The organism is Bacillus sp. YBWC18 (assembly GCF_002998775.1).
In the GTDB taxonomy this organism is placed as follows: domain Bacteria; phylum Bacillota; class Bacilli; order Bacillales; family Bacillaceae; genus Bacillus.
On record NZ_PVRI01000001.1, the window covers coordinates 230,013 to 248,733 of the forward strand.

The 18,721-nt window shown below is 41.3% G+C and carries 19 protein-coding genes and 1 other annotated feature; of the genes, 16 read left to right on the forward strand and 3 right to left on the reverse strand.

Going from position 1 to position 18,721, the window contains the following annotated elements; translation table 11 throughout:
* The first annotated feature begins 86 nt into the window (after positions 1–86).
* The gene (locus C6348_RS01210) at positions 87–266 is read left to right on the forward strand and encodes a YjzC family protein (RefSeq protein WP_034663316.1); all 180 of its coding nucleotides are present in this window, start codon (positions 87–89) and stop codon (positions 264–266) included.
* Positions 267–434: 168 nt separating this feature from the next.
* A complete protein-coding gene (locus tag C6348_RS01215; RefSeq protein ID WP_034663308.1) occupies positions 435–1,700 on the forward strand; it encodes an MFS transporter in 1,266 nt (421 codons plus the stop codon).
* 118 nt (positions 1,701–1,818) lie between these two features.
* On the opposite strand, the gene C6348_RS01220 is transcribed toward C6348_RS01215, so the two are convergent.
* Complete coding sequence (locus C6348_RS01220) at positions 1,819–2,013, reverse strand: YjzD family protein (protein WP_003211779.1); 195 nt, start codon at positions 2,011–2,013, stop codon at positions 1,819–1,821.
* Between the two features lie 211 nt (positions 2,014–2,224).
* Here C6348_RS01220 and C6348_RS01225 point away from each other — a divergent pair, with 211 nt between their 5' ends.
* From C6348_RS01225 to C6348_RS01240, 4 genes are all read left to right on the forward strand, one after another.
* The gene (locus C6348_RS01225; RefSeq protein WP_060595993.1) at positions 2,225–2,965 is read left to right on the forward strand and encodes an alpha/beta fold hydrolase; all 741 of its coding nucleotides are present in this window, start codon (positions 2,225–2,227) and stop codon (positions 2,963–2,965) included.
* Between the two features lie 75 nt (positions 2,966–3,040).
* Positions 3,041–3,613, forward strand: coding sequence for a nad binding enzyme (locus C6348_RS01230; RefSeq protein WP_106041568.1), 573 nt, complete (start codon positions 3,041–3,043; stop codon positions 3,611–3,613).
* Positions 3,614–3,703: 90 nt separating this feature from the next.
* Positions 3,704–4,666 carry a BMP family ABC transporter substrate-binding protein gene (locus C6348_RS01235; RefSeq protein WP_034663299.1) on the forward strand — a complete coding sequence of 321 codons (963 nt, stop codon included), beginning with the start codon at positions 3,704–3,706 and terminating at the stop codon, positions 4,664–4,666.
* Between the two features lie 10 nt (positions 4,667–4,676).
* Complete coding sequence (locus C6348_RS01240) at positions 4,677–4,874, forward strand: ComZ family protein (RefSeq protein ID WP_003211983.1); 198 nt, start codon at positions 4,677–4,679, stop codon at positions 4,872–4,874.
* Between the two features lie 9 nt (positions 4,875–4,883).
* Here the strand turns inward: C6348_RS01240 and C6348_RS01245 are convergent, their stop codons facing one another.
* Positions 4,884–5,117, reverse strand: a complete 234-nt coding sequence (locus C6348_RS01245; protein ID WP_034663296.1) for a hypothetical protein — start codon at positions 5,115–5,117, stop codon at positions 4,884–4,886.
* A gap of 169 nt (positions 5,118–5,286) precedes the next feature.
* On the opposite strand from C6348_RS01245, the gene C6348_RS01250 reads away from it, so the two are divergent.
* The 9 genes from C6348_RS01250 to C6348_RS01290 all read left to right on the forward strand — a co-directional run bounded on the left by C6348_RS01250 (position 5,287) and on the right by C6348_RS01290 (position 15,286).
* Positions 5,287–6,225 carry a beta-ketoacyl-ACP synthase III gene (locus C6348_RS01250; protein WP_106041570.1) on the forward strand — a complete coding sequence of 313 codons (939 nt, stop codon included), beginning with the start codon at positions 5,287–5,289 and terminating at the stop codon, positions 6,223–6,225.
* A 21-nt stretch (positions 6,226–6,246) separates the two neighbouring features.
* Positions 6,247–7,488: a beta-ketoacyl-ACP synthase II gene (gene fabF / locus C6348_RS01255; RefSeq protein WP_034663293.1), complete on the forward strand. Its 1,242-nt coding sequence runs from the start codon at positions 6,247–6,249 to the stop codon at positions 7,486–7,488.
* Between the two features lie 77 nt (positions 7,489–7,565).
* Complete coding sequence (locus tag C6348_RS01260; RefSeq protein WP_034663290.1) at positions 7,566–8,360, forward strand: DUF2268 domain-containing putative Zn-dependent protease; 795 nt, start codon at positions 7,566–7,568, stop codon at positions 8,358–8,360.
* A 167-nt stretch (positions 8,361–8,527) separates the two neighbouring features.
* Positions 8,528–9,508: an ABC transporter ATP-binding protein gene (locus C6348_RS01265; protein ID WP_106041572.1), complete on the forward strand. Its 981-nt coding sequence runs from the start codon at positions 8,528–8,530 to the stop codon at positions 9,506–9,508.
* The gene (locus C6348_RS01270) at positions 9,505–10,527 is read left to right on the forward strand and encodes an ABC transporter ATP-binding protein (protein WP_106041574.1); all 1,023 of its coding nucleotides are present in this window, start codon (positions 9,505–9,507) and stop codon (positions 10,525–10,527) included. Before C6348_RS01265 ends, C6348_RS01270 begins: the two co-directional genes overlap by 4 nt.
* An 81-nt stretch (positions 10,528–10,608) precedes the next feature.
* Positions 10,609–12,243 (forward strand): peptide-binding protein, encoded by a 1,635-nt coding sequence (locus C6348_RS01275; RefSeq protein ID WP_106041576.1) that lies wholly within the window; start codon positions 10,609–10,611, stop codon positions 12,241–12,243.
* Between the two features lie 228 nt (positions 12,244–12,471).
* Complete coding sequence (locus C6348_RS01280; RefSeq protein ID WP_106041578.1) at positions 12,472–13,422, forward strand: ABC transporter permease; 951 nt, start codon at positions 12,472–12,474, stop codon at positions 13,420–13,422.
* A gap of 33 nt (positions 13,423–13,455) precedes the next feature.
* Positions 13,456–14,355 (forward strand): oligopeptide ABC transporter permease, encoded by a 900-nt coding sequence (opp4C, locus tag C6348_RS01285; RefSeq protein ID WP_081311422.1) that lies wholly within the window; start codon positions 13,456–13,458, stop codon positions 14,353–14,355.
* 178 nt (positions 14,356–14,533) lie between these two features.
* Entirely contained in the window at positions 14,534–15,286 is a 753-nt protein-coding gene (locus C6348_RS01290; RefSeq protein ID WP_106041580.1) for a YjbA family protein, read from the forward strand.
* Positions 15,287–15,321: 35 nt separating this feature from the next.
* Here the strand turns inward: C6348_RS01290 and trpS are convergent, their stop codons facing one another.
* A complete protein-coding gene (trpS, locus tag C6348_RS01295) occupies positions 15,322–16,317 on the reverse strand; it encodes a tryptophan--tRNA ligase (RefSeq protein ID WP_034663275.1) in 996 nt (331 codons plus the stop codon).
* A gap of 53 nt (positions 16,318–16,370) precedes the next feature.
* Positions 16,371–16,589, reverse strand: a binding site (T-box leader).
* Positions 16,590–17,070: 481 nt separating this feature from the next.
* Between trpS and C6348_RS01300 the strand changes: the two genes are divergently transcribed.
* A complete protein-coding gene (locus C6348_RS01300) occupies positions 17,071–18,708 on the forward strand; it encodes a peptide ABC transporter substrate-binding protein (protein WP_034666712.1) in 1,638 nt (545 codons plus the stop codon).
* Positions 18,709–18,721: the final 13 nt, after the last annotated feature.

The following is an 18,721-nucleotide window of genomic DNA, read 5'->3' on the forward strand; positions in this document are numbered from 1 at the left end:
ACTCGTAGGAGCAGGGACTTTTTGCATAAAGGATTGGAGAGGCAAGTGACGGGACATAATAACATCATCGAGAAAGGAGGATGGGAATGGGTCAGAAGCATCAATTTAAATCAGGGAATAAAGCACCGAATAATGGTGTGTATATCGAGATCGGTGAAACCGGCAGTATGGTGAAAGATCCTTTAAAGATTAAGCTTCAAGCAGGCGACGTCTTTCCGGATAACTCGAACCATAATCGTGTTTGGACCTACCAAAGAAAGCCATAAGCAATTGACTAAGAGTCAGAAGGAATAAGTCTTTAGAGGCATGTGTCATGCCTCTTTTTTCTTTATAATAAAAATCAATTAAGTTCCAATTTTCAAAAAATAGTATGAAAAAAAGAGAATTTAAGGTAAAATATGTAATTGGAATATATTGTTGAAAGGATTTGTGTGATGGAAAAGACGAATCTCAGTGAAAGTGTTTGGAATAAACGCTTCACCTCATTATTCATATCAAGACTGATTAAAAACACAGGAGAAAGTTTTGCTTTTACATCCGTCCTTTGGCTATTGATTTTGAGAGGGGATGGAGCACTCGGTACAGGACTTCTCCTAGCAGTAACCGTTCTTCCTTCATCTTTGTTAGCCCCAATACTAGGACCTCTTATGAAAAAGCACCATTTGTCTAAATGGATGTTCGCTTCAGACGTCGTTCGAGCAACAATTGTACTCATTATTCCGCTTCTGCATTTTTCGCATCTATTGCCTTTATGGTTATTGATCTCATTAATGGTTATTCAATCGGCAACAGGTGCAGCATATAATCCAGCCTCTGTGGCCATTTTACCGCAGATTGTTCCGAAGCATCTGATTCAAAAAGCAAATGCCATCCTGCAATCTTCTTTTGAGATTGTCGCACTTGCAGCAGTCATGGTGGCTGGTCTCTTGGTTAAATTAATCGGACCTGCAGATACCCTGCTCATCACCACTGCCTTATTCATCATATCCGGCCTGTTTATTATCGGCGTCAAACTAAAGAAAACCGATGAAGAAAAAGCAGCAGGCATTAAACAAGCAAAGAATACATATTTGTATAACTTAAAAAGAGGTTTTCTTGTCGTCAAAAATCATCACATTTTATTTGCACTGACGCTGTATTGTATTTTAATGAATGTCGCCGCAGCACCGTGGCAGGCACTATCTGCTGTATACGTAGCAGAAGCACTGCAAAGTGATTCCATGGTGTATTCCATTTTAAGAGGTGTTGCCGCAGTCGGCGCGTTTATGATGGGCTTTGCTCTAGCGAAAGTGAAAATTAAGAGATTTGGTTTGTTCTTTATTGTCGCTGGTATGATTGAAGGAGCTGCGTTCTTTATCACAGGGATGAGTACATGGCTGCCGGTCGTTCTACTTGCATCCTTTATATTCGGTGCCGCCGTTAGTGCGATCAATGTACCGGAAATGGTCATTATTCAAACGTCTGTCGACCAAGACGATCAGCCGCAAGTATACGCCGTGATCAATGCTTCATCAAATGTTTTTCTCCCGCTTGCAGCTGTCGTATCAGGTGTTCTGGCAGAAAGGTTTGGAGCAGGACCTGTCATTGCTGGCGGTGGGGTCCTTGAAATTTTATCTGGTATCGCGATCTTCCTGTTTACAGGGCTTGCGAAAAGCCATTTGACAGCAGACAAACAGAAGTCCGAAACCGTCGAGGTGTAATCGATAAAAAAACCCCCTGTGGCTGCAGGGGGTTTTAGCGTACCGCTTTTCAATCAAAAAGAAAAAGAGCTAAAATCAACATCATTTTAGCTCTTCCTCAGCAATCAAGTCTTACGTATTAAGAGTGTTTTGTTGAACTTTCCGTTTCTTTCATTGGACTTACTTCAGCAAAGATGAATAAAATAACCGTAAACACCACTGCAAGAATAGAAGTCAAAGTAAAGTCATAAGCAGCGCCATTCATCGAGGCAACGATGTAACCAGCCATATGTGTCAGCAGAAAAGTCCAAATGAGGGTGATAATATAATGCATAATCCCACCGTCCTTTATGTAACAATCTATTGATTATCATACCATAGATACGAGTGAGGGGAAAAGACTGTTTTAGCCTTTATGTGACCATTTTAAGACCTTCTGCTATAAAAATAAAAAGAATTCTTCTCTCTTTAGGGGATTTCCTTATTCCTACAAGAGTTGTTGTTCATATCATAGAAAGCAGAATCACTGAAAGGAGGCTGGCCATATGGGTGTAAGCGAACGGTTTTTCCAGCTTGGTTCCCAGTGGAACGTCATTCACCTTCCTCAAAAACCAAATGGCTTTGGCATTCTTATCCTCGGTGACCGAAATCACTTTGTGCAGGAAAATACATCATTCTGGCTTCAGCACTATGGAAGAAACCAGCTTTTAACTGCCTTAAAGGATGAAGGATATACATTGTTTAATAGTCATCTTCATGGGAATCACTGGGGATGCGAAGATGCTGTTTTTAGTGCAAAGCAGCTCGTTCATCACACATTAAAACAAGAAATATTAAACCGGGAAATTCATGTGCTGGCAGAGGGGATGGGCGCACTCGTTGCCATGAGCCTTGCTGAAGAGATGCCAGAAGTGCTAAGGTCCATTGCGCTCGTGAATCCATGTCTGCATCTCTATGCACAACGAGAAAGAGAAAAGGAACACAAATTCTTTTATAAACAGCTGATCAAAGAATTAGCGAAAAGCTACGGCTGCTCTGAAAAGGAAGCGGAAACGTACCCGCTCCCTGCTTGCCCTGTTCATTCTGCTCATGTACCGATTCACATATGGCAAAGACTAAACGGCGCACCGTATGCATATGAACTGCATGCAAAGCCTTTTATAGATCAGCATATGAAGAATCCAGAGCATTGTCAGATCGATCTCACCTTGCATATGTTTGATCATCCGAGAAGAATCTTTCAATCCATTCACAAGTTTTATAAATCGCATGAAAGAGAATTGTGATGAATAGGATGATAACAGCCCTTCATGGAAAGGGCTCTTCTTTTTATTCGATAAGCTAAAAAAGGGGACATGAACATGGAAACAGGACTGATCATAGGGGCAGATGAATTTTTTGGTCTAGCGCTGTGTGAATATATGATGAAAGAGGGCATTCAAGTGGATATCACATGTCCTCATGATCATACAGAAGAGCAAAAGATGTTATTAGAAGAGCGAATGATGTGGCTCGGCAGAAATGATCTCTTCCGTGTCATTGACCTTCAGGATGGAAAAGACACGTATGACCTCATCTTTATTCAATCAGAGGAATCAGATAAACGACACAAAGACATGAAAGCGAAGCATGGCATGTACCGGGTTCTATACGAAAAACCCGAAGACGAATCGTCCAATCAGAATGTGCCGGCTGTTATTCTCCCTCGCATGTTCGGACCATGGGCACTTAATAAAGAAAGAACTAAGCGTGATGAAGCATTTTTTGTAGAAGATGTGGCAAGGGATTTGTTCAAGTGGGCATCGGGCACTGAACAAAGACAGGAAACACATGAATTGAAGGTAGAAAGACAAACGGATGACAAACAAGCAGAAGAAATGATGGTAGAATGGAAAAGACAAAACTCAACATTTTTCGACAAAAAGCAAGAATGATCTTCCATCTTATCTTTTTTCAGTATAAAATAAACCTATATTTAACATACAGGTTCATGCCTGCATGTGGCAAAGGGAGTTGAACATGGCATGAAGTATCAGCGGCTTGTCATGATCTTTTCGTTCCTTCTCCTATTATCTGCCTGCTCACAGGCACCTTTAAAAGGACAGATTGAGAAGGTGGGTTTACTCGTCCCCGATACAATTAATGATCAAGTTTGGGGAACGAAAGGTTATAAAGGCTTATTAAATATTCAATCAACATTTGGTGTAGATGTTTATTATAAGGAAGGAATGGTCGACAAAGAGAAAATCGTTGATGCCATTGAAGAATTTCACAAAAAAGGAGTCAATTTGATTATTGGCCATGGCAATGAATACAGCGAAATTTTCAACTTAATTAGTGAAGATTATCCGAAAACACAATTTATTACGGTAAATGGAAACAAGCCTCAGGCGGATAATGTCGCGAATGTGACGTTTAAAGGTGAAGCGATGGGCTTTTTCGGAGGCATGACAGCAGCACATATGTCAAAATCAAAAAAGATTGGTATTCTTGCTACATATGATTGGCAAAGCGAAGTAGATGGCTTTATCAAAGGTGCAAAATATCAAGATGAACATGTACAAGTGCTTGCCGAGTTTGTCGAAAACTGGGATGATGCTGACAAAGCCGTGGAGCTCTATCAAAAATTGAAAAAGCAGGGCGTAGATGTTGTATATCCAGCAGGCGATGGTTATAATATCCCTGTCATTGAACAAATCAAAGCCGATAATTTATCAGCGATCGGATATGTCACTGATCAATCCAACCTTGGCAGTCATACCGTCTTAACAAGCACAGTCCAGCATGTGGATAAAGCGTACACTATTATTGCGAAGAAATTTAATGAAGGCAAGCTAAACGAACAAGGTGACTACTCCTTTGATTTTAAAGAAGGAGTGATCGAAATGGGGAAATTTAGTTCCACCATTGACCGTGCTTTTGTGAAAGATATTGAAAGTGATATTGCGACTTACAAAAAAACTGGCAAACTGCCAAATGAAAAGTGAGGATACGACGATGCAGCACGAAAAATCGATGGAGTTTTTACAAATTGCCATGAAGTATTTTCCGCAGGCAAAAGAAGAATTAGATAAAGCGGGTATTCAGCTTGAGCCCGAAGCTCTTCAGCCGCTTTTATCATTGTTTACATCTGTCATGCAAGAGGCATATGAGCTTGGGAAAGCAGATGCAGAATCAGAAAAAGCCACAGAATAGTGGCTTTTTTTATGATAATTTTTTCTTGAAGGCACTAATCATAGGGCCAACATCTTTAAACACAGGCTTCAGTTCATCGATGGAGTTCATAATGTTCCCAATTTGATTCATGACATGCATGTAATCAATTGAGTCTTCACTTGGAGATGTCTCCTCACGTTCCTCCTTTGCTTCTGTCTTGCTTTTCTCCTTTTCAAGCGGCTGGCCAAACATCATAGCCGAAAAAATATCTTTTTGCGCCATATCACATGCTCCTTTCTACTATCGGTATATCAATAATCTATGAAAAAAGTGAGAGGAAAGGTTAGACGTTTGTATTGCCAAGGAGAAAAAAATAAGGTAAAATTAGTACCAGATACTAATATAAGATCACAATATCACATGCTCGTATGAGTAAAAGGAGTCTTATTCAATGAATGCTGGAATTATTGGCCTTGGCCGCTATATACCTGAAAAAGTGTTAACAAATCTTGATTTAGAAAAAATGGTTGAAACTTCTGACGAATGGATTCGTACTAGAACAGGTATAGAAGAAAGAAGAATTGCTTCTGATGATGTCAATACATCACATATGGCGCTTGCTGCTGCAAAAAAAGCATTAGCTGACGCAAATGTAGCTGCAGAAGATATCGATATGATTCTTGTGGCGACAGTCACGCCAGATCAAGCATTTCCGACAGTCGCTTGTATGATTCAAGAGCAGCTCGGTGCACATAAAGCATGTGCAATGGATATTAGCGCTGCGTGTGCTGGCTTTATGTATGGGCTTGTTACTGGAAAACAATTTATCGAATCAGGAACTTTCAAGCACGTGCTCGTCGTTGGCGTTGAAAAGCTTTCTCGCATTACCGACTGGGATGACCGCAATACTGCTGTTCTGTTTGGAGATGGAGCAGGTGCTGCTGTGTTAGGAGAGGTCAGCGAAGGTAAAGGAATTCTCTCATTTGAGCTTGGAGCCGATGGAAGAGGCGGGAAGCACTTGTACTTAGATGAAAAAGATCATACAATCATGAATGGACGAGAAGTATTTAAATTTGCTGTAAGACAAATGGGCGAGTCAAGCGTAAACGTCATCGAAAAAGCTGGACTATCAAAAGAAGACGTTGACTTCTTGATCCCGCATCAAGCAAATATTCGCATTATGGAAGCAGCCCGCGAACGCCTAGAGCTGCCAGTTGAAAAAATGTCGAAGACAGTCCATAAATATGGAAACACATCAGCAGCATCTATTCCAATTTCACTATGTGAAGAAATCGAAGCCGGAAAAATTCATGACGGCGATGTGATTGTAATGGTTGGTTTTGGTGGCGGATTAACGTGGGGCGCAATCGCTATGCGATGGGGCCGATAAAAGAGTGAGGTGCACAAATTAATGGATAAAAAACGAGTAGTTGTTACAGGATTAGGTGCTTTGACACCTCTTGGCAACGATGTAGAGTCAACATGGAAAAATGCTGTAGCAGGTGTATCAGGAGTTGGACCAATCACACGTGTCGATTCAAGTGAATATACCGCAAAAGTAGCAGCAGAATTAAAAGATTTTAACATTGAAGATTACATGGAGAAAAAAGAAGCGCGAAAAATGGCACGCTTCACGCAATATGCAGTCGTTGCTGCTCAAAAGGCGCTAGAAGATTCACGTCTTGAAATCACAGATGAAATCGCACCGCGTGTTGGTGTATGGGTTGGGTCTGGTATTGGCGGACTTGAAACATTTGAAGAGCAGTTTGAAGTGTATTCAAATAAAGGGGCAAGACGCGTAAGCCCATTCTTCGTTCCAATGATGATTCCAGATATGGCAACAGGCCAAATTTCAATTGCACTTGGCGCAAAAGGGGTTAACTCTTGTACTGTAACAGCATGTGCAACAGGGACAAACTCAATTGGTGATGCATTTAAAGTCATTCAGCGCGGAGATGCAGATGCGATGATCACAGGCGGAACAGAAGCGCCGTTAACAAAAATGTCGTTTGCTGGTTTCTGTGCGAACAAAGCTCTTTCGACAAATCCTGATCCAGAGACAGCAAGCCGTCCATTTGACAAAAACCGTGACGGATTTGTTATGGGTGAGGGTGCAGGGATTATTGTTCTTGAAGAACTCGAGCATGCGTTAAAACGCGGTGCGACAATTTATGCAGAAATTGTTGGATATGGTTCAACTGGAGATGCGTATCATATTACAGCACCAGCTCCAAACGGAGAAGGCGGCGTCCGCGCAATGAAAGAAGCGATTCGAGATGCTGGTTTGTCTGTGGAAGAAATTGATTATATCAATGCCCACGGAACAAGCACACCTTACAATGATAAATTTGAAACAATGGCCATTAAAGAAGTGTTCGGAGAGCATGCGAATCAGCTTGCAATCAGTTCGACAAAATCAATGACAGGTCACTTACTTGGCGCAGCAGGCGGAGTAGAAGCTATTTTCTCTGTTCTTGCGATTAAAGACAGCGTCATTCCTCCAACCATTAACCTTGAAACACCGGATGAAGAATGTGATCTTGATTATGTGGCAAATGAAGCACGTTCAAAAGAAGTACAAGTGGCTCTAAGTAACTCACTTGGCTTTGGCGGACATAATGCGACAATTATCTTTAAAAAATACGAAGCGTAATATTTCCTAAGAAGGCGGCGATCTATAAACAGATCGCCGCTTTTTTGCATATGATGAAAATGGAGGTGTTTAGCGGTATGGGTCTAGTCAATACACAATATCTCATTCATCAATCATCATCATTTCAGGAGCTGGCATCGCGCTTTATTCCTTATTTTAAAGGGGCAGAGGAAAAAGAATGGTCCTCCATTCTCTCCCACCTGCAGCATCACGGAATGATTCGGTCTTTTAGATCATGCAAAGACATGATCGACAAGCTCAAAGAAAAAGGGTACTTCCAGCTCGTCATGAAAGAATACCAAACGCTGCAAAAGCAGTGGAAAGGCCCTGACATTCCTGTCTTTATTTTGCCAGTTAATGAGAGCAGCAAAGAAATTAGAGAACAATTTTATTATCAATCCGGCATGGCATTTGACGACAAGGTCTTTCTCTTTTTGTCGCCAAATACTCCGAAAGAACGTATCGGTACATTGCTGACTCATGAATATCACCATGTATGCAGGTTGCATTTTCTCACGAAAGAAGAAAAAGATTTTACATTCCTTGATACAATCATGATGGAGGGGCTCGCTGAATATGCTGTGTATCATAGATACGGAGAAAGCTATACAGCCAAATGGACCACTCTCTATGACGAAACGCAGCTTCAGCACTTGTATAAGAAATGGGTATCCAGTCATCTTGATCAAAAAGTGCAGGACGACGAAAGACTGATACAGAACCTCCTTTATGGAAAAGGGAACTACCCCAAAATGCTTGGTTACGCCACCGGGTTTTATATCGTGAAAAAGTATTTCAGTGAGCACCGAATCAGCGAGGAGTCTATGATTGCAGAGCCGTCCGAAACTTTTTTAAAGGCGGTAGACTCATAGAGTGAATGATTGACATAAAAAGAGACATATTACAAATTTACTAAATTCTTCTTGATTTCGTCATGACAATGTAATAATATACAAATATAAATTTTGATAATTCTTTTTATTCAAAAAAGACAGAATTTTTATTCATTTCTATTGTCTATGGAGAAAGGGGCGAATGAATGACCAAGCTGCTTGAAGTGCAAAACTTAAAAACCTATTTTTTTCGAAAAAAAGAACCGATACCTGCTGTTGATGGCGTTGATTTCAGCATCAACAGAGGAGAAACTGTCGCGTTAGTCGGTGAGTCTGGATCTGGTAAAAGTATTACGTCCTTATCCATTATGGGGTTGATTAACGGCACTGGTGGAAAAATTATGGACGGTTCCATCAAGCTTGAGGGCAAGGACCTAGTTACATATGGAGAAAAGGAATTATGCAGCATTCGTGGTAATGACGTATCTATGATCTTTCAGGAACCCATGACCTCACTTAATCCCGTCCTAACCATCGGGGAACAAATAACAGAAATCCTCATCTATCACAAAAAACTTTCAAAAAAAGAAGCGACGAAAAAAGCGATTGATCTGCTGAAGATTGTTGGTTTTTCCAGACCGGAACAAATCATCAAAGATTACCCGCACCGTTTATCAGGCGGCATGCGGCAAAGAGTGATGATTGCCATTGCGCTAAGCTGCGATCCGAAGCTTCTCATTGCAGATGAACCGACAACTGCCCTAGATGTAACGATTCAAGCCCAGGTGCTCACATTGATGAAAGATTTATGCACGACATTTGGTACATCTATTCTTCTCATTACTCATGATCTAGGTGTCGTGTCTGAAGTGGCAGATCGAGTCATTGTCATGTACTGCGGACAGGTTGTTGAAAATGGGACCGTCGAAGAATTATTTGATCAGCCGCTTCATCCTTACACAGAAGGGCTGCTTGAATCGATTCCTGTCATTGACGGAGACATACAGCCGTTAACGGCGATCAAAGGGAATGTCCCTGCGCCAGATCAGCTTCCGGCTGGCTGCCGCTTTGCTCCTAGATGCCCGCAAGTGAAGGAGCGCTGCCTAGGAGAGCTGCCTAAGCTGAGGACATTTGAGAATGGCAGAAGCGTCAGATGCTTCTTATATGAGGAGGCAGACCATACATGACCCTTGCTCAAAATCAACCACAGCCAACAGATCTAACAGAGAAAGAAACCATCCTTGAACTGAAACATATTCGAAAACATTTTCCGATTAAAGCGGGCGTCTTTCAGAAGAAAGTCGGTGCAGTCAAAGCTGTTGACGGCATAGACTTGAAGATTTATAAAGGTGAAACATTAGGCATTGTGGGGGAGTCAGGATGCGGTAAATCTACACTAGGCCGGACAATGATTCGCTTATATGAGCCAACTGACGGTCAAATCCTTTTTAAAGGGCAAGACATCTCCCGCGTATCAGAATCAAAGCTAAGACAATCAACACGAAAAAACATCCAAATGGTTTTTCAAGATCCCTTTGCATCACTCAACCCTAGAAAAACTCTTCGAAGCATCATCAAAGAACCCTACAAAACACATCACTTATATTCCTTAAAAGAAAGAAATGAAAAAGTAGAACAGCTTTTATCAAAGGTGGGCCTTCATCCAAGCTTTGCAAATCGTTACCCTCACGAATTTTCTGGCGGGCAGAGGCAGCGAATCGGCATCGCTCGTGCGCTTGCCATGAATCCAGAAATGATCATCGCAGATGAGCCGGTATCAGCACTTGATGTATCCATTCAGGCGCAGGTGATTAATCTGATGGAGGAGCTTCAGGAGGAATTTGACCTGACATATCTATTTATCTCTCACGATTTAAGTGTGGTCAGGCACATTAGTGATAGAGTCGGCGTGATGTATCTTGGCAAAATGATGGAGCTTGCCGATAAGCACAGCCTGTACGATGAACCGCTCCATCCATATACACAGGCACTGCTGTCTTCTGTTCCTGTTACCCGTAAAAAGGGTCAGATCAAAAGAGAACGGATCATGCTTCAAGGCGATCTGCCAAGTCCTGCAAATCCGCCAAAAGGCTGCGTATTTCACACAAGATGCCCGTTTGCGAAGGAAATCTGTAAAGAAAAAATACCAGCATTTCAGGAATTAAAAACAAACCACTTCGTTGCCTGCCACCTCTACGACGCTTAATCAGCTTGGATGATTTCTTCTTTGAGAGGGGGGAAGAAGCGGCATCTGTATCATTTCTAAAAAAGATAGGGGGAATTGTATATGAAAGGTAGAAATAGAAAGTCCATTTTGATCAGTTTACTGCTGATCTTTACACTCATGCTTGCGGCATGCTCTAGTGGAAATAAAACCTCTGGAGATAGTGAAAAGAAATCAACTGGAAAACCTGTACAAGGCGGAGACCTTGTCATCGGTTCCATTGCAGAACCAACATTATTTAATTCGCTGTATTCAACAGACGTGGCAAGCTCTGATATTGAGGAAAGAATCTACAGCTTCTTACTTCAAACGGACGGAAAGCTGAATCCTCAGCTATCACTGGCAGAGGATATTAAAGAATCTGATGACGGCAAGCAGTTTGATGTGACCATTAAAAAAGGCGTAAAGTTTCATGATGGTGAAGAACTGACGGCTGATGATGTTGTGTTTACATACAGCATTCCGATCAATAAGGACTACAATGGAGAGCGCGGATCAGGCTTTGAAGTATTAGATTCAGTTAAAAAGACAGGGGATTACTCAATCGAATTCAAGCTCAATAAAAAAGATCCCTATTTCTATAATGTCACACTAGGAAGCTATGGCATTTTGCCTAAGCATATTTTAGGTGATGTGCCTGTAAAGGATCTCGGTGAAAATGAATTTAACCGAAAAAATCCAATTGGTTCAGGTCCATTTAAATTTGCCGAGTGGAAAGAAGGAGACTACGTGAAACTAGAAGCCTTTGACGATTATTGGGATGGACGTCCATACCTTGATACCGTCACGATTAAAACCATTCCTGATCAGAATGCAGCGATTGCCCAGCTGTCAGCAGGCGATATTGATTTCTTTGCTGTACCGGGAGCAGAGCTGCAAACAGCTGAAAAAGTCAGCAACATTAAAATTGAATCTGATCTAGGGCTCAATTATTCATACATTGGCTGGAACCAGAAAAATGATCTCTTTAAAAGTAAAAAGGTCCGCCAAGCGCTGACACATGCCATTGATCGTCAAACGATTGTCGATCAAGTGTTAGATGGAGACGGCAAAGTAGCCAACATTCCAGAAAGTCCGCTGTCATGGAACTATCCGAAGAATGATCGTGTTCCAGTATTTGAGTTTGATCAAGAAAAAGCGAAAAAGATGCTGAAAGAAGAGGGCTGGGAGGATACAGATGGAGATGGCTATCTTGATAAGGACGGCAAAAAATTCTCCTTTGCCTTAAAGACCAACCAAGGAAACAAAGTCCGTGAAGACATCGCTGTCGTTGTCCAGCAGCAGCTCAAAGAAATTGGTGTTGAAGCGAAGCCGCAAATTGTGGAATTCAGTGCACTCATTGAGCAGACGACACCGCCTAAATGGGATTACGATGCGCTGCTGCTCGGCTGGAGCCTTGCCACATTCCCTGATCAATTCAGCATCTTCCACTCAAGCCAGTCAGAAAAAGGCTTGAATAACATCTGGTATAAAAATGAAGAGGTCGATAAGCTGTTAGTGGATGCTAAGAACTTAAGCGATCGAAAAGAATATTCAAAGGCATATGAAAAAATTTATGAACTGATCGCAGAAGATCAGCCATATACGTTCCTTTATTATGCCAACTCACATCGCGCGATGCCATCTAATCTCCAAGGCTACTCTTACCACCCGAAAGATGAGTATTACAAAATCGAGAAATGGTGGATTGAACAGTAGGCAGCTATTGAAGAAGGGGAGGGTTCTCCCCTTTCAGTGTGAAGACAAACCTTTCTATTCGGTGTCAGTCCGGCGCGCTGGTGCTCACGGTGATTTCATTCACCAAGCACCAGTTAGATTTAAAGGGTTCTCTTATCACGCTGCAAAGAAGACAGAGGGCTAAAGTAAAGACTATTTTAGCCCTTTTTCTTCACAGTATGGCGATCCGATGAAAAAGGAGTTGTGCATATGGTTACATATATCATTAGAAGGACACTGCTTTCCATTCCCATCTTATTTGGGATTACCATTTTGTCCTTCGCCATTATGAAAGCAGCACCAGGCGATCCGATGTCACTCATGATGGACCCGACCATTAGTGCCGCAGACCGGGAAGCCTTTATTGATAAGTACGGCTTGAACGAACCTGAATATGTGCAATATATGAAATGGCTTGGCAATATGCTTCAAGGTGACTTTGGCACCTCCATTGTTAAAAAGGGAACGCCCGTGGCTGATTTGATTTTTGCCCGGCTGCCAAATACCCTCATCCTCATGATCTTTTCTACATTAGTCGCACTGATTATCGCCATCCCATTTGGTGTTCTTTCAGCAAAACGTCCATATACAAAGCTTGACTATGGCATTACGGTTACATCTTTTATCGGACTGGCTATTCCGAACTTTTGGTTTGGACTCATTCTGATTATGGTTTTATCTGTGAATCTAGGATGGTTCCCGACAGGCGGTGTTTCTACCTTAAATGCCGATTTTAATGTGTTTGACCGGCTCCATCACATCATTTTACCAGCTTTTGTTTTAGCAACTGCTGATATGGCAGGGCTCACCCGGTACACAAGGTCGAGTATGCTTGATGTCATGAGGCAGGATTATATTCGCACCGCAAGAGCGAAAGGCTTTCGAGAAAACAAAGTCATTTTCAAGCATGGGTTAAGAAACGGTCTTATGCCTGTCATTACGATTTTCGGATTGATGGTTCCATCCTTTATTGGCGGCGCAGTCGTGGTGGAACAAATTTTCACTTGGCCAGGGCTTGGAAAGCTGTTCATCGATTCTGCCTTTTCGAGAGATTATCCGGTCATTATGGCGATGACTGTTATTTCCGCAGTGCTCGTGGTGGTTGGAAATTTAATAGCGGATATTCTATATGCGATCGTTGATCCGCGTATTGAATATTAGAAGGGAGCTGAAGCACAATTGGCACAGCCTAATATGGGAACACCTCCTGTTGATCTCAAATTAAAAGAGGGTCTTCCGCCAAAGCCAGAGACGATGCTGCGTTTATTTTGTGAGAAATTTTTCAAAAATAAACTGGCGGTTGCCGGCTCCGTGATCTTATTGGTCATTATCTTTTCAGCCATTTTCGCTCCAGTGATTGCCCCTTATGCACCAGAGCAGCAAGATTTATTGAAGCGGCTCCAGCCGCCAAGTGCTGAGCATTTGATGGGAACTGACAAGTTTGGCCGAGATATTTTCTCAAGGGTGCTTTATGGAGCGAGGGTCTCTCTGCTAGTTGGCTTCGTCTCAGTGGTCGGGGCGATCACCATTGGCACCGTCGTTGGAGCGGTAGCAGGGTATTTCAAAGGATTTGTTGATTCTATCTTAATGAGATTTGTTGATGTGGTATTGTCGATTCCTGACATTTTTCTATTGATCACGCTTGTTACCATTTTCAAACCGGGCATTGATAAATTGATATTAATCTTTGCTTTGACCGGCTGGACCACAACCGCGAGACTGATCCGCAGTGAATTCTTATCACTACGAACAAGAGAATTCGTACTTGCGGCAAGAACCATTGGAACGAAAAACCATGTCATCATCTTTTCGCATATTTTACCGAACTGTATCGGTCCTATTATTGTGTCAGCTACACTAAAAGTAGGTTCCGTCATTTTAGCCGAATCAACGCTGAGCTATCTAGGGTTTGGCATACAGCCGCCAACAGCAAGCTGGGGCAACATGCTGCAAGATGCACAAAACTTCTCGATTATGGTGCAAGCGTGGTGGTATCCGCTCTTCCCAGGTTTACTGATATTGCTGACCGTTTTATGCTTTAATTTCTTAGGAGATGGTCTGAGAGATGCGCTTGATCCTAAAAAGCTAAAGTAATGCCTCATTTTTTATGACAAGATGAAAGGGACTCTGCGACACGCACTTTGATTTCTTTATAAAAATAAAAAAATGCACGCCAACATTCGCTCTGCTTGAAGTTTAATAAAGTTGGAATAATTTCTCTCTCCCTTGCCCATACTGTGGACAACAGTTTTTAAAAAGTGAGGGATTGGTTATGTTATTTCTTCATGACGTATGGGTGAATTGGTTTGAAGGGGAAGAAAATGGCTACAATGTGTGTCATTTTCATGAGTGGCGCAAGGAGGACAGTGTTGAGCTGTTAGATCAAGTGCCTTTACTCAAGGTGCAGAGTCCTTTGTTTGATTACATAGAGAATGATCTTTCAGAGCTGCCAAAGACGCTGCTAGAATCTGTATTTGAGAAATCATATATTCGAAAAAATCATGAACGGCGTAAATTAGAATATTGCTTTGTGGTCACGGACGGCATTCGTATCATTGCTGTGGATACGATTGGGTATTCCATTCCTGTGAGGAAAAGCCGCTTAATCCCAAGGCAGGAGCAATTGGTGTATGAAATGGTGAAAGATGTGAAGGCTGAGGAATATGAATTCTCTGAGGGCAGCCTTGAGTCGGCGAAGGAGTATCATATTTTGTCATTGCCGCCGCAGCACATCAGTGGATTAACGAGAAAAGAAAGACAGCTGAAGCAGCTCATGTTTATGGCGCTCGATCAATTAAAAGGACTTCAAAACAGGGCGGAGATTGCGTATTGGTATACGGAATGGAACCCGCGCATGTACAACCAAATCAAACGGATGTCATTCGAAGAGATTTGGAACATGCTTTACAATGAAACCATTGATGGGTGGTCAGAGAATCATTTAGCATTCTGTGAAAAAATGATTAAAGGACAGCCGTTTTTTGAAAAGCTTTGGGAAATGGAAAACGAATCAAAGGTGAATTAGAAAAAGCTTGCAGCGTGATGTGCTGCAAGCTTTTTTTATTTGCGCTTTCTGCCAAGACCCATCGCATTCTCCATTTTTTTCAGCATTTTGTTTGCTGCGCGGTTTGCTTTTTCAGCACCTTCGTCAAGAATGCGGTCAAGCTCGTCTGACTCAATGAGTTCATAGTATCGATCTTGTATTGGTTTTAAAGCATCAACGACTACGTTCGCAAGATCTCCTTTAAACTCACCATACCCTTTGCCTTCGTACTTTTGTTCCAGCTCTGAAATCGATACGTTACCTAATACAGAATAAATCGTCAGCAAGTTGGCAATACCAGGCTTGTTCTCTTTGTCGTATTTGACGATGCCTTCTGAATCCGTCACAGCACTTTTGATTTTCTTTTCTAGCTGCTTTGGTTCATCTAATAAGGTAATGAAGGATTTTTGGTTCGGATCGGATTTGCTCATCTTTTTCGTTGGATCTGTTAAAGACATAATCCGAGCGCCTTCTTTTGGAATTTTCACTTCAGGTACAGTGAAGATGTCATTGTATTTTCGATTAAAACGTTCAGCAAGCGTTCTAGTCAATTCAAGATGCTGCTTTTGGTCTTCTCCAACAGGGACTAAATCAGTACCATATAATAAGATATCGCCAGCCATTAATGGGGGATACGTTAATAGGCCTGAAACAACCGCTTCCTTACCAGCGGATTTATCCTTAAATTGGGTCATTCTTTCTAATTCCCCAATATAAGCAACACATTGCAGCATCCATCCTGCCTGGGCGTGTGCAGGTACCTCTGATTGGATAAACAATGTCGCCTTCTCTGGATCAAGTCCAACTGCTAAATAAAGAGCTGCTAAGCTTCTAATATTTTGGCGAAGAGCTAGCCGGTCCTGACTCACTGTAATCGCATGTTGATCGACTACACAAAAATAGCCATGATAATCATGCTGCAAATCGACAAATTGCTTCATTGCTCCAATATAGTTCCCTAAAGTCACAGAACCGCTCGGCTGAATGCCTGAAAAAATTGTCTTCTTTGTCATACTAAAACCTCTTTTCTTCAATATAAAAAGGCCCACCCGTCACTTTTCAACAGAAAAGGGACGAATGAACCGTGGTACCACCCTTGTTATTTCACAAAGAAATCACTCAAGACGTTGATATCGGAGACTGCTCCGTCTAAGCCTACTAACTTTCAAAAGTGTTCGGTTAGCTGCTCCAAAGCCCATTCCATACATGCCATTATCTGCTCGCACCAGCCGCAGACTCTCTGTAAATGGTGAATATATGTACTCTTCTTTTTCATCGCAACAGTATGTCTATCTATTATAAAGGATGACCATAAAAAAGTCACGAAGCCCTCATGTGACCTTCTCATCATGCCGTTTGACACTTAAAATTTTAGATAAAAAATCAACTATCTGTCAGAATTTTTTAAAAAAGGATGATTAATTATATGTATAAAACATTATTCCTGCTGAATTTGTTAAATTATTTTAATCAATTTACGCTTTAATTTGTTGAAGTGATTGAGACTTTAGTTTATAAAAATCCCTCTTTATCCCCATTTACGTTTTTTAAAAATATATGAAATTGATATTGCAATAAATTATTCTATTCATTATAATTAATTTGTTCACACGTTTGTGCTAGGCTCTATACATAGTGAAAATTCAGAAAAAACAAAAGAAATAGAAAGTAAGCTATTTAGGGACTTTTTTACGCTATTTCTTAAATCTGAATCTCATCTTCTATCGAGACCTTTGAACTAAAACATATTATAAGGGGGAATACAGTTGAAAAAGCGTTGGTCTGTTGTTACTTTAATGCTTATTTTCACACTTGTATTAAGCGCTTGTGGTTTCAGCGGAAACAAATCAGGCGACAGCACGAGCAGTTCTGGAGAGGCTAAAACAACATTAAATGTGAATATCTCCACAGAGCCTTTTTCTCTACATCCGGGATTGGCAAATGATTCAACTTCAGGAAGTGTCATCCGACAGACTTTTGAGGGATTAACAAGAATTAACGCTGAAGGTAAGCCAGAAAATGCAATGGCTTCTGATATCAAAACAAGTGCTGATGGTAAAACATACACATTCACACTTCGTGATGCAAAATGGTCTAATGGTGACCCTGTCACAGCTAAAGATTTCGAATATGCTTGGAAATGGGCATTAGATCCTAAAAATGAATCTCAATATGCTTACCAGCTTTACTATATTAAAGGTGCTGAAGCAGCGAACAAAGGGAAAGCGAAAGTTGCTGATGTTGGCATTAAAGCTAAAGACGACAAAACGCTTGTAGTTGAGCTAGAGAACCCAACACCGTTCTTTACTGAACTAACTGCATTCTATACGTATATGCCAGTCAACAAAAAAGTGGCTGAAAAGAATAAAAACTGGTTCACAAATGCTGGTGAAAACTACGTATCTAACGGACCATTCGTTCTTTCTAAATGGAAACATGGCGGTTCTATCACGCTTGAAAAGAACAATGAATACTGGGATAAAGATACTGTGAAATTGAAAAAGATCAACATGTCTATGATCAAAGATACAAACACTGAGCTTAGCATGTTCAAAAAAGGCGAGCTTGACTGGGCTGGTTCACCAACTGGAAGCCTTCCAACTGAGTCGTTAAAAACATTGAAAAAAGAAGGCGGTCTTAAAATCCAAACGATCGCTGGTATCTATAACTACAAATTCAACACAGAAGTAAAACCTTTAAACAATGCAAACATCCGTAAGGCCCTTGCATACTCAATCAACCGTCAAGCGATCGTTGACAAAATTACGCAAGGTGAGCAAGTGCCAGCTATGGCAATCGTTCCTCCAACAATGGAAGGATTCACTGATAACAAAACGGGCTACTTCAAAGATCACGATGTAGCAACTGCTAAAGAATTTCTTGAAAAAGGTGTGAAAGAATTAGGTTATAAGTCAGTTTCTGATCTTCCAGCATTGAAACTTTCTTACAACACAGATGAAGGCCACCAAAAGATTGCTCAAGCAATTCAAGAAATGTGGAAAAAGGATTTAGGCGTGAAAGTTGAACTAGATAACTCTGAGTGGAACGTATACATCGACAAAATCCACAGTGGAGATTACCAAATCGGACGTATGGGCTGGTTAGGTGACTTCAACGATCCAGTGAACTTCCTTGAGCTTTACAAAGATAAAGACGGTGGAAACAACGACACTGGTTGGGAAAGCAAAGAATACAAACAATTGTTGAATGATTCTGCTAAAGAAACAGATAAAACGAAGCGTGAAGAAATGCTGAAAAAAGCAGAAGAAATCATCATCAACGATATGCCTATAGCACCAATTTACTTCTACACTCAGCTTTGGGTACAAGATCCAAAACTAAAAGGTGTGGTTGTATCTGGACTAGGTGATGTTCAATACAAATGGGCACATTTCGAAAAATAAGAATTATAGTGTA